Raw genomic sequence first — 12885 nt, 5'->3', positions numbered from 1 at the left:
CCTATCTAGAGGAGTAATTTATGCAGCTTTTACTCAACTTTAGATATTAGTTTGTCAGGAAATAGTAAAAAAGTTGGGCAGATTCTCTAGATTAAAATGCCCTATCGATCCTAACGATCCCTGCTTTTAACGGTTTTATCTTTAAAAATCGATTGATTGCTTTACTTAACTCGTTAAAAACAATATTCTTGTCTTATAAATTAAATAAAAATCTGCCTATGTCTAATGCTTTAGATCGGCTCAAACGGATGATTCTACTCACTACGGGTTTAATTGTATCAACCGTAGCCATAACAATCGATCCTCAAGCCGCAACAGCTCGATCGTCATCTATCGAAGTAGCGCTAACTCCCGCCGAAACCAGCGCAGGTGCTTCCGAAACGGCTTATATTTTAGGAGCAGGCGATCGCGTTCGCGTCGATGTCTTTCAGTTACCCCAATACAGCGGCGAGCATCAGGTTTTGATCGACGGTTCGCTCAACCTACCCAGAATTGGCAGCGTGCCAGTTGGGGGAATGACCTTAGAACAAGCAGCCAAAGCTATTGCCGCTAAATACGCAAGTGCAAGGGTTCTCCGAGACCCCCAAGTGACCGTTAACTTGCTGACACCGCGTCCGGTGAGAATCGGGATTGCCGGAGAAGTTAACCGTCCCGGTTCCTACACCATGTCGCGCGAAGCTCGCGAAGGAGGGACGGGGGGGCAATTGCCCACTATTGCCCAAGCATTGCAGCTTGCTGGAGGAATCACTCAAGCCGCAGACTTACGTAACGTTCGAGTGAGTCGTCTCCAAGGTCGGGGTTCCCAGCAGACGATTACTGTCGATCTGTGGCAGGTAATCCAGACAGGTAATCTCGGTAATGACTTAACGCTGCGAGATGGCGATACTATCTTTATCCCGACTGCCAGCCAGATTAACCTGGCAGAAGCTCCCCAGCTAGCAGCAGCTAGCTTTTCTGTCGATAGAAACCGCCCGATCAATATCGCCGTTTTGGGCGAGGTTCGGCAGCCAGGTACTCATACCATTCAAGGCCAAGGTCAGCCGGGTCAGCAAGGCGCTGGACTGCCAACCGTCACGCAGGCACTCAAAGCAGCTGGTGGAATCAATCCCCTCGCTGACATTCGTAAGGTTCAGATTCGTCGGCGCACCCATGCCGGTTCCGAACAAATCGTCGAAGTAGACCTCATGCAGCTCTTGCAAGCTGCCGATTTTCGGCAAGATTTGCTCCTTCAAGACGGAGACATCGTCTACGTTCCTACATCGGAAGAGATAAACCTAGCACAAGCCTCTCAGTTGCGTTCTGCTAGTTTTGCTCCCGATAAAACTCAGCCTCTCAACATTACCGTAATCGGTGAAGTTTTTCGTCCGGGTCCCTATACGGTGACTGGCAGTGCCAGAACCGGTCAAGCGGGCGTACCTGGGGGAACGGGTGGGGGTGAAAGCGTCGCTCCTACCGTAACTCGTGCCATTCAGGTAGCTGGCGGGATCAAACCCCTCGCCAACGTTCGTCAGGTCGAAGTTCGTCGCCTAACAAGCACAGGAGAGCAGCGGACTATCACAGTCGATCTTTGGAAGCTCCTGCAACAAGGAGATTCGAGTCAAGACGCAGTATTACAGGAAGGAGATACGATTGTCGTACCGCTCGCAACAGCACAAGATCCTGGAGAAGCCGCTCAAGTAGCTGCGGCTAGTTTTTCTCCAGACACGATCAAGGTTAACGTAGTTGGAGAAGTCCAGAAACCCGGAATCGTAGAAGTTCCCCCAAATAGCCCGTTAAATCAAGCCATATTTGCTGCGGGAGGATTTACCAATCGAGCAGAGAATGATACGGTAGAACTAATCCGCCTTAACCCAAACGGTACGGTGTCTCGACAAGAAATTTCTATCGATTTTGCCCAAAAGCTTAACAACGAAAATAATCCCGTACTCTACAACAACGACGTGATCGTAGTTGGTCGCTCTTCTCTGGCCGGCATTTCAGATACGCTCGATGCAGTATTAAACCCTGTAGGAAGATTCTTTTCGATCTTTACTTTGCCATTTACTTTATTTAATCTTTTTGATTAAACAGGAACGATCATGAACTCTGAACGCAATTCTCACCCGTGGCTGCTAGCCAGTGCTGCTCGGTTTAACGAGAGTGATGAAGGGGGATTAAATCTAGGGCAAATCATCGCCGTTATCCGTCGTAAGGCAGTTTTAATTGCTGGTATCACTCTCGGGGTCGCAGCTTTAGCTGGAATCAAGGCTATTACCGACGATCCGATCTATCAGGGTCAGTTCGAGATTTTAATCGAGCCAGAGACGATTGAGTCTAAAGTCATCTCTTCGGCTAACCGCGATACCATAAGCGATAAAGGTATCGATACTGTCCAGGAAGACGAAGTCAAGCTCAAGATATTAAAGAGTCCCGAAGTGATGGCTCCCATTGTCAAACAGCTTCAAGCTCTTTATCCAAAGATTACCTACGAATCCCTTTTTAACGACGTAAACATTACGACCAAGGGAGAAAAAACCCTAATTTTGACAGTCTCCTACCAAAATAAAGATCCCAAACAAGTCAAAACCGTTTTAGATACCGTTTCTAAGGCTTATTTGGACTATAGCCTCAACACTCGTCAGACTGGGATCCGACGAGGAATCGACTTTGTTGAAGGACAACTGCCTCAATTGCAAGAGAGCGTTGCCGTTCAGCAACAGCGACTGCAAAAAATCCGGCAGCAGAACAATATTATCGATCCAGAAATCAAAGGTCAACAACTGTCTACTTTGATTGGCTCTTTCGAACAACAGCAGTTGCAAACTCAGCTCGAACTCAATGAAGCCAAAGCGCTTTATACTTCGATGCAACAAGAATTGACGCGACAGGAAGCTAGTTCGGTTGCCCTGGCAGCGCTGGCTGAAAATACTCGCTATCAGAACTTACTCAACCAGTTGCTCGAAATCGACAGTCAAATGGCTAAAAGCTCCGCCTTACTGCTGGAAGAAAGTGCAGAAATGAAGACTCTCAAGCAGCAGCGGCAAAATTTACTGCCCTTGCTTCGTCGCGAAGGGCTTAGAGTGGCCAGAGAGACCTCTAATCGCATCCAGCAGCTAGAAACCCGAAATAAACTCTTAACGCAGACGCTAGATCGTCTCAATCGGGACGTGAAGCAATTGTCGTTAGTTCTGCGTCAATACAATGACATTCAGCGAGAACTGGAAATCGCCACAGAAAACCTAAATCAATTTCTGTCTAAGCGCGAGGGCTTGAAAATCGATGCAGCTCAAAAGGAATTGCCTTGGCGGTTATTGACTCCTCCTCCAGAGGAGCTCGTACCAGTCTCTATTAGTCTCCGGAAAAACTTATTGTTGGGGGTAATTTTAGGGTTGCTATTGGGTTTGGGAGCGGCTTTAGCCTCAGACAAACTGAGCAATCTACTCTATACTTCTCAAGAAGTTAAGGAAGTCGCCAAGCTACCAATTCTGGGCGTGATTCCTTTTGAAAGAGTCTTAGAAAAATGGTCTCCCCTTGAAGAGCGCTACGCTCCGATCGACAGACCCGCTCGCGTTCTGATGCCGAGCGACAGAAACGGAAAATCTCAAGCTTTTTCTGTGAGTCCTGCTTTTCTGGAAGCTTTCCGCTTTCTCTACACCAATATTCGTCTGCTCAAATCCAATCCTCCCATCCAATCGCTTGTCGTCAGTTCGGCTTCGTCTGAAGACGGAAAGTCTACCGTTGCTCTCTATCTCGCTCAGACGGCAGCAAGCATGGGTCAGCGAGTTTTATTGGTAGATGTCGACCTGCGCTATCCCAGCCTGCACGATCGCTTGATGTTGTCCAACCAACAAGGGGTATCGGATATTCTGTCTTCAGAAACGCTCGACTTCAACCATGCCATCCAGCGATCGCCGCTTGAAGATAACCTCTACATTCTGACCTCTGGATCGATTCCAGCCGATCCAACCAGATTTCTCGCTTCTGTAAAAATGCAGGAGTTAATGGAGAGACTGCAAGCCGCCTTCGATCTAGTTATCTACAAAGCCTCGTCCCTTTCAGAATTTGCCGATCCCTATCTACTAGCCAACCATACTAATGGCATTCTGCTCGTTGCCGGATTGGGCAAGCTAAAACGCCCAGTGCTCGAACACGCCCTGGATGAGTTAAGGATATCCGGCACGCCAATTTTAGGAGTGGTGGCTAATATGGCGAGAAATTCGGTGTCGGCTTCTCGTCGAGAGGAATTGACAAAAGAGCGGGTAGCTTATTAGTTTTTTCTCTAAAATTTTTGTCGAGTCTTGCGGGCTTCTTGCCCTGAAAAAAAAACAATTGATTTGAATGGCTGAAAAATTGTTTTTTGTCCGGCGAGCCAGAATTCTCGACGCTTGACGCGATCGCTCTCTCACATATCTCACATATAAGTGAATCCGGATCGATCCTGGGGACACAATTAATGATAAGTTTTTCTCAAACCAACTGCCAACTTTTGGTAGCGCGATGAGATCCGGTTCAACCAGTGAGAGCTTATGGTGAAAAATGTAGAAATGACTAATGTCGAGCAACTGCTAAGACAATATTGGGCAGGAGAAAGAGATTTTAAAAGAATCAATCTCCATGCTGCCGATTTGAAAGAAGTCTGCTTGATAGATGCCGATTTAGAGGAAGCTAATTTGGAGGGAGCTAATCTTTACCGAGCTAACCTAAAAGGAAGTTGCCTCTACAGAACCAATCTAGCTCGCTCCAATCTCAGAGAAGCTAACCTGAGCGGCGCTGAAATGTGGAAGATCGATCTCGGTCAAGCTAACCTAGAAGAAACCGACCTGAGCGGTGCCAATTTGAACGGAGCTTACCTTTGGAAAGCAAAACTCTGTATCGCCAACCTAGAGCGAGCTTACCTTAAAGAGGTCAATTTGGTTCAATGCGACTTATGGAGAGCGAACTTGAGAGGAGCTTACCTGATTGGTGCAAACCTCACAGGAGCGAGTTTAAAAGGGGCTTGCTTGGAGAGAGCTAAGTACGATGAAAAAACAATTTTTCCAGATGATTTCGATCCCATCAGTGCTGGAATGCAGACCTGTGAAGGATATTAACAATTCACAATTGAGCGACTGAGGTTCCAGACCATCAGTTTTAGCCTTGGAAAGGGAAAAAATTCTTCCTCTACTCCAAATCCTTGCCTTGCAGGTGCGGGATCGTAGTGGTGAATTGATTTAAAATCTACTGACCCGATTGAATTTTTATCATTTGATAGAGGCAAAAAATTAGTTGGTAAATATACTTGACATCTTATGTGTAGTAAAGCTATCTTTGATGTCGAATAGATAAATAAGTGATGCTTAATATCATACTGTTTCTTCCAGCAGCTAAGCTGCTGTGAATTGCTTGAGAAGACACCTGCGAGTGCGCTTGAGTAATTCTAGAGGGTAGGCTTGTATTGTCTTTTTTCAGAAAAAGCTTTTTACTAAGAAAAAATTAAGTTAAAGCTAGCAGATTGTCCCAAAGGGATAGGATGTCATGCTGAGCGTCGCAATAGCGAAGCGAAGCATCTGAGTATACCAACTCCAAAGAGAGATTGTTTGTTACGTTCTACTGCACTCAAAATAACAAAATGGACTTTTAGGATGTCCTCTAAAAATTTATAGAAAAGCCTTTTTAATTGATTTTTCATTCAATTTAGAGTGCAAAAGACTTAGATGGAAGGTTAAGTAAAAAGCTTAAGCTCTTTGATTCAACCTTCTTAAGTGGTTATCCAGGCTAGGGAACAAGTTAAAGAAAGATACTCTAAATGTTAGTTCAAATCAATAGCGACGGATGAGGTAAAGGTCGAAAATATTTGCCCGACTGTTCTCTAAAGAAGTAGAACCACTAATCTCTAGTACCATCTGGGCTAGAGCTTTTTTGTTAGTCGATAGCAACGTCTTGACAGTGAAGAGAAAACTAATCGAAAAGCGCATCACCATAGGCTTTAGCAAACCCGAAATCGAGAAGCTAGAAGCTTACTGTAAAGTAACAGGCAGAAGCTATACCGATGTAATTAGGGAATGCATTAGAAATCTCACAATTTCTCCCATTAGGCAATTATCAAATAAGTCAACCAACGAAAATCTCTAACTTGTTTTACCTTCTAATAGTTGACTCTTAACCCTAATGCTCAGATCTTTTTCTAGATTTTTATATATTCTGGCAGGAAAGAAAAAACAGCTTGTTTTTCTTGTCTTTTTATTTTTGTTTGTTTCCCTGCTAGAAACCTTAGGAATTGGACTCATCGGACCATTTATAGCATTGGCTACTAATTTAGAGCTAATCGAGCAGAATTCCTGGTTGAGTTGGATTTACGTACAACTAGGATTTCAAGATCGAGTCCAGTTGATTTGCTTGTTTGGTTTAGCCATTCTCGGCATCTTGTACTTTAAATCCTTCTTAGGGTTTCAGATTCAGAAGTATATTTTTGAATTTGGCTTTAAACAACAGGTGGATTTACGCTCTAGATTGATGCATGCATATTTAAGTACCGATTATGCTTTCCATTTAAATCGAAATACAGCCGTATCAATCCAAACAATTGTCAGGGAAACTTTTAATTTTGCCAATGGCATTTTGATGCCCATTCTTTTTTCAGCCTCTCATTTTATTGTTATCTGTGCTCTGACCTTACTGCTTCTCAAGACAGATTTAACAGCTACAGCCATCATTTTAATAGTTTTACTTCTTGTATCTTCCTTACTCTATCAGTTCAAAGATAAGGTAACTCGCTGGGGGAAAGAAGCCCATGAGGCTGATATCGAGATGATTCGTATTATCAACCACGGATTGGGAGGATTTAAGGAAACCAGGGTTATTGGTTGTGAATCTTATTTTGAGGGTCAGCTTTCCGAACAAGCCGAAAAATTTAAAAATGCTGTGGCATCATTCAATGCTTTTTCTCTCTTGCCACGCTATATGCTAGAGCCTCTACTAATTACCTTTCTAGTAGGCTTTACAATTGTCCATCTGATTTCCCATCAAAGTGCAGAACACCTAACTGCAACTTTAGGAGTATTTGGAATGGCTTCAGTTCGATTGCTACCAGCAGCCAGTAGTTTTATGCAGTCATTTAGCGGGATCAAAAACTCTAGCTACGTCATCGATCGACTTTATCTAGATTTGAAAGAGATAGAAAAAGCGGAATTTGAAGGGAGAGAAAGGACACTTCAAAACAATAGTAAAAATCTATGGCTGGTTGGCAATAAACAGGAGCCTGTTATGGCTTTCAGCGATCGAATAATTCTAGATAAAGTAACCTATTGTTATCCTGAGATCTCAGAACCTTCTCTTAAAGATATCTCGATAGTCATTAAGAAAGGAGAGTCTATTGGTTTAATTGGAAAATCTGGAGCGGGAAAGACAACATTAGTCGATGTGATTTTAGGTCTTTTAACGCCTGAAAGTGGAGATATTCAAATCGATGGTGTATCTATAAGTCATAATTTGCGCTCCTGGCAGAATTTGATTGGCTATATTCCCCAATCTATTTTTCTGATAGATGACACTATTGAACGAAACATTGCATTTGGCGTTCCGGACGAACAAATCGATCGAGCACGCTTGGAAAAAGCCATTCAAGCAGCGCAGCTTACAGAACTAATTGATGACCTTCCAGATGGTATTAAGACCATTGTTGGCGAACGAGGAGTTCGTTTGTCTGGAGGTCAGCGTCAGCGAGTTGGAATTGCTAGGGCACTTTATCACGAACGGGAAATTCTGGTACTTGATGAAGCGACGGCGGCTCTGGATAACGAAACCGAAAGTCTGGTAAGCGAAGCCATTAAATCGCTAAGTGGGACAAAAACCATGATTATTATTGCTCATCGTCTCTCGACAATCGAGCATTGCGATCGCATTTATTTACTAGAGAAAGGTCAAATAGCTAGGTCGGGTAGCTATCAAGAAGTTGTTGCTGCCAAACATACCATAGCGGATTTCAGCTCGTAAAGAGTATAAAGATTGCGATTTTTTAATAGCCTACATCGAAAGCTTAAAATTATGAAGACTGCTAATTTAACTACCAATCAAGGTACTGCGAACACCCCAGACCCTAATACAATTGTTGTAGTATGTGCCGCTGATAATGGGTATGCAATGCAGGTCGCTGTAACAATGCATTCTATCCTTGACAATCTTAGTGCGGATCGAAAACTGCTCCTGTTTATTATTGATGGAGGGATCGAGGATTACAACAAGCGCAAGATTGTCAAAGGTCTCCATCCAAATCGATGTGAAGTTAGGTGGCTACCGCAACCGGATGCCTTGCTTGGAGACATTCAAGTTCTTCGAGATTTTTCGATTGGAAACATTACGGAACCGAAACACCTTACAATCGCTGCATACTACAGACTTGTCATTCCCGAGCTGATACCTGATGAAATCAAGAAGGCGATCTATCTCGATTGCGATCTAATTCTGAATACCAATATCGGGCATCTGTGGGATCTAGACATCGGAGAAAATTATCTATTGGCAGCACAGGATCTGACAGTATTAACCGTGTCTGCACCAACCGGGCTATTAAATTATAAAGAATTGGGTTTGTCCCCAGATGCTAAATACTTCAACTCCGGAGTTTTGGCGATCGATGTTGCCAAATGGCGGGCAGACAACATCAGTGCTAAAGCTTTGAAATACCTAAGAGAAAAACGAGAATACGTGCGATGGCACGATCAGGACGTTTTGAATGCCGTACTCGCCGATCGTTGGGGAGAACTACATCCCGCTTGGAATCAGATCCCTACCATCTATCGCTTCCAATCTTGGCAGGATAGCCCTTATACAGAGGACGTCTATAATGAGTTAGTCTACAATCCTTACATCATCCATTTTGGAGGATCTGCCAAGCCATGGAACTCCCGTGAAGAACATCCATTCAGGCACCTGTTCTTTAAGTACGTTGATATGACGGCATGGTCGGGCTGGCGATTTTCTATTTGGAGACGCCTCTGGCGCCGACTAAATCGAGAGGCAAAACAATTATTCAATTTCCTACTACCTACTAAAAAAGATAGCGTAAAAAATTCGGCTCAAGTTGCTGCTAACTAACAAGATTTATCATGAAGGCAGATTTACATCATGGTTGAAAAGATTATTTATCAAAATCAACTGCTGGCTCTGATCGTATCTAATCAGTTTAACAAGCCGGGGATTCACTTCTTTACTCCAAGCGAATTATCTCAACAGATGGCGTATATGCGCCATCCAATTGGCAAGATTATCCAACCCCATGTGCATAATCCAGTGCCTCGCGAGGTGAAATACACTCAAGAAGTTCTCTTCATCAAAAAGGGTATGTTGCGAGTGGACTTTTATAATGACCAACAGCAATATCTAGAGAGCCGTATCCTCGAATCAGGCGATGTGATTCTCTTAGTTACCGGCGGTCACGGTTTTGAGGTACTCGAAGAAGTCGAGATGATTGAAGTCAAACAGGGACCCTACGTCGGCGAACATGATAAGACACGCTTTATAGGAATCGCTGCGGAACAGGCAAAAATTGTGGAACTAAACAAAGTTTGATGAAACTCAGATCTTCCACCATTCTCAACAACTGCTAGAAAAAGTCTTCTAAAGAAGACCCGATAGGAATTTCAGTCGATTTTATTGATAGAGTTGAGCTTTGAGCCTAGAACTAAAGTTCTAGGCGTTGATGCCAAAGCGCAGGCTCTGAGTTTTAATGGACTTAATATGTAAGCCTGGAAATTGATTTCCAGGCACCTATTGCGAAGAGTGCAAGATCTTAGATGAAACCAATTCCAGTTAACGAACCCCTTTTAGACGGAAACGAAAAGAAGTATCTTAATAAATGTATCGATACGGGTTGGATTTCCTCAGAGGGTCCGTTTATTAGGCAATTCGAAGAACAGTTTGCTGCCCGTGTAGGGCGTAAATACGGGATTGCAGTAAGCAATGGTTCTGTTGCTATTGATGCGGCGATCGCTGCCCTCAAAATTGGCAAAGGCGATGAGGTAATTTTGCCAACCTTCACGATTATTTCCTGTGCCGCAGCGATCGTCCGGGTGGGAGCTGTGCCAGTTGTGGTGGATTGCATCTCCGATACTTGGAACATGGACGTTCGCCAGATTGAAGCCAAGATTACCCCTAGAACTAAAGCCATTATGGTCGTCCACATTTATGGTTTGCCCGTAAACATGGATCCAGTGCTGGCACTGGCAGATAAGTATGGCTTGTACGTTATAGAAGATGCCGCCGAAATGCACGGACAGACTTACCGGGATCGTCCCTGTGGCAGTTTTGGCACTATCAGTACATTTAGCTTCTACCCAAACAAGCACATCACTACAGGCGAAGGGGGAATGATACTCACAGATGACGAGCATCTGGCGGAACGCTGCCGCTCTTTGAGAAACTTGTGCTTCCAACCCCATCAACGATTCGTCCATGAAGAATTGGGTTGGAACTTTCGCATGACTAACCTACAGGCAGCAATAGGGGTTGCCCAGTTAGAGCGGCTCGATGAGTTTGTAGCTCGCAAACGTCACATAGGACAACTCTACACCAAACTGCTGTCGAACATTCCTCAACTGCAGCTCCCGCTTCCTAAGACCGATTATGCTACTAATATTTACTGGGTATATGGAATTGTCTTAAATGATGAGGTGCCTTTTGATGCGAAGGAGGCAATGCACCGTTTGGGACAGTATAAAATTGGTACTCGTCCCTTCTTTTGGTGCATGCACGAGCAGCCAGTTTTCCGCCGGATGGGCTTGTTTGAGGGCGTATCATGTCCGATCGCAGAAAAACTCGCTCGTCGAGGTTTCTATATTCCCAGCGGTATGGCATTGACCGACGAGCAGATCGGGCAAGTGGCTCAAGTTTTGAGAGAGGTAATTCAATGAGTGTATTTGGCAATTATGCCCGTTACTACGATTTGCTCTATCGGGATAAAGACTATGCTGGGGAAGCACAGTTTGTCAATCAATTGCTCCAAACCTATGCCCCGGGTAGTCAATCGATTTTAGAGTTGGGTTGTGGTACTGGAACTCATGCCATTCTGTTGGCAAAAGAGGGCTATTACATTAATGGGGTGGACTTGAGTCATGAAATGCTCCAAAAGGCTAAGCAGCGTCTTTCCCAAATGTCCGATCGACTAGCAGGTCAACTGGAATTGTGCCAAGGCGATGTCCGTGAGGTTCGTCTGAACAAACAATTTGATGCGGTCATTTCCTTGTTTCATGTAGTCAGCTATCAATCGACCATTGAGGACTTGCGAGCTATATTTTCCACTGTAAAATCTCATCTGAAGCCCGGTGGAATTTTCATTTTCGATTGCTGGTATGGACCGGCAGTGCTCACTGCTCGCCCTACTGTGCGCGTGAAACGTTTGGAAGATGAAGCGATTCAAGTTACCCGCATTGCAGAGCCTATACTTTACCCAAACGATAATTTAGTAGATGTCAACTATCATGTTTTCATTCGCGACAAGAGTAGTGGGGTTGTAGAGGAAGTCAGGGAAACCCACCGGATGCGTTATCTATTTCGATCGGAAGTAGACTTACTTCTTGCAGAAGCTGATTTGGAGGCTGTAATCAGCCGGGAGTGGATTACTGACCGGGAGCCAGGATTTGACACTTGGGGTGTTTATTATGTGGTGCGAGACCGATGAGTAAGAGAATTGCCTACATTCATTACCCCTACGGTCCAAAGAGCGCTCGACTGGAAACCATGCCTTTCTCGCTCAACTCTGTGTTGGAACTGGCAAGAGTTGGTTGGGAAATCGATCTTTATCTGTGGGAAAGGCCCTCCCGGAACTATGCTAGCTTACTGCCGAAAAACGTCAGAATTTACTATTCTATTGAGTCGCGATACAACCTCTTCAACAACTTGCGACCAGACTGGTTCAGGTTTCGCTACCATTGGTGTCGAAACTACTATTGTGTATTTGGATTGGGTCAGATTGGTGCTTACATTGGCTCGCTGATGGCAAAAGCGAGTCAGTGCCCTTTCGTCTATCTCAACGACGAATTTCCCAGCCACTGGAACAATCCCCTCTGGGAACCGCTGGAACGCCAGGCAGTAAAGGAAGCTATCTTGATTGTTGTTCCTGATGCCCAACGCTTTCAGCCATTGTGTCAGGAACTTCAACTTTCGATAACAACGCCCCATGTGGTTCTTCCAAATATCCCAATCGTTCATTTCTCCAATAAGCCGATTGACTGGCACAAACGCCTTAAGCTACCCAAAGGTTCAATTCCTTTTTTGTATGCGGGTTCGGTGACTGTCTGGGCGCAGGTGCCAGAATTACTGAAAACCGTACCTTATTGGCCCGATCTAGCAGTTTTGGTAGTGAACAGTCGTTCAAAACGTGAGATTGAGACGTTTTGGCAACAATACTCGCATCTTAAAATGAGCGATCGCATCTTTTGGAGCGACGAGCCATTACCAGAAAATCTCTTGAATTCGTTAGTATCCTACTGCGAAGGAAACTTTGCTCTCTACTGCAACACTGGTCCAAACATTGAATTGGTTGGCTTCTCTTCAGGCAAGTTAATGCGGAGTCTGGCATGCGGTTGTCCAGTAATTGCAACTGAGCTTTCCTCCTTTGAGTTCATTCGGAAATATCAATTAGGGGTATTGATTAGAAATTTTGCGGAAATTCCAGATGCTATAAAGCAAATCATGGGCAATCGGGAAGCGTACCGTCGAAGATGTCTGGACTTCTGCGAAACTCACGCTTCCTTTAAGTTGCACTGGCAGAATCTTTGTCAGACGATGATAGAGGTGGCGCAAATCGATCTGTGCAAGCCAACTCGATCGTTCTAACTACTGGTGGTTATTTTGTTCGCTCATCTTGGTTAATCGATGGAGTCACTTAAAGGGCTTTCCTAAGATTCTTGCAATTGTAAGGTACAACTTTTT

At 44.4% G+C, this 12885-nt stretch carries 9 protein-coding genes; all 9 read left to right on the top strand.

Features of this window, described 5'->3' with window-relative positions:
* Positions 1-218: 218 nt before the first annotated feature.
* Positions 219-2066: a polysaccharide biosynthesis/export family protein gene (locus PLE7327_RS06675; RefSeq protein WP_015143094.1), complete on the top strand. Its 1848-nt coding sequence runs from the start codon at positions 219-221 to the stop codon at positions 2064-2066.
* Positions 2067-2078: 12 nt separating this feature from the next.
* Entirely contained in the window at positions 2079-4250 is a 2172-nt protein-coding gene (locus tag PLE7327_RS06670) for a tyrosine-protein kinase domain-containing protein (RefSeq protein WP_015143093.1), read from the top strand.
* Between the two features lie 255 nt (positions 4251-4505).
* Positions 4506-5069: a pentapeptide repeat-containing protein gene (locus PLE7327_RS06665; protein ID WP_015143092.1), complete on the top strand. Its 564-nt coding sequence runs from the start codon at positions 4506-4508 to the stop codon at positions 5067-5069.
* Positions 5070-6126: 1057 nt separating this feature from the next.
* The gene (locus PLE7327_RS06660; protein ID WP_015143089.1) at positions 6127-7950 is read left to right on the top strand and encodes an ABC transporter ATP-binding protein; all 1824 of its coding nucleotides are present in this window, start codon (positions 6127-6129) and stop codon (positions 7948-7950) included.
* Between the two features lie 51 nt (positions 7951-8001).
* Positions 8002-9051: a glycosyltransferase family 8 protein gene (locus tag PLE7327_RS06655; RefSeq protein ID WP_015143088.1), complete on the top strand. Its 1050-nt coding sequence runs from the start codon at positions 8002-8004 to the stop codon at positions 9049-9051.
* Positions 9052-9081: 30 nt separating this feature from the next.
* Positions 9082-9525 carry a hypothetical protein gene (locus PLE7327_RS06650; protein ID WP_015143087.1) on the top strand — a complete coding sequence of 148 codons (444 nt, stop codon included), beginning with the start codon at positions 9082-9084 and terminating at the stop codon, positions 9523-9525.
* A gap of 224 nt (positions 9526-9749) precedes the next feature.
* On the top strand, positions 9750-10865 hold the full coding sequence (locus tag PLE7327_RS06645; RefSeq protein WP_015143086.1) for a DegT/DnrJ/EryC1/StrS aminotransferase family protein: 1116 nt from the start codon (positions 9750-9752) through the stop codon (positions 10863-10865).
* On the top strand, positions 10862-11632 hold the full coding sequence (locus PLE7327_RS06640) for a class I SAM-dependent methyltransferase (RefSeq protein WP_015143085.1): 771 nt from the start codon (positions 10862-10864) through the stop codon (positions 11630-11632). Before PLE7327_RS06645 ends, PLE7327_RS06640 begins: the two co-directional genes overlap by 4 nt.
* On the top strand, positions 11629-12789 hold the full coding sequence (locus PLE7327_RS06635) for a hypothetical protein (protein WP_015143084.1): 1161 nt from the start codon (positions 11629-11631) through the stop codon (positions 12787-12789). The genes PLE7327_RS06640 and PLE7327_RS06635 overlap by 4 nt, the downstream gene beginning before the upstream one ends.
* Positions 12790-12885: the final 96 nt, after the last annotated feature.

Origin of the sequence: Pleurocapsa sp. PCC 7327 (assembly GCF_000317025.1) — a bacterium.
Lineage (GTDB): Bacteria > Cyanobacteriota > Cyanobacteriia > Cyanobacteriales > Microcystaceae > Hydrococcus.
The sequence above is the reverse complement of the archived record's forward strand: the minus strand, read 5'-3'. Positions and strand labels throughout refer to the sequence as shown.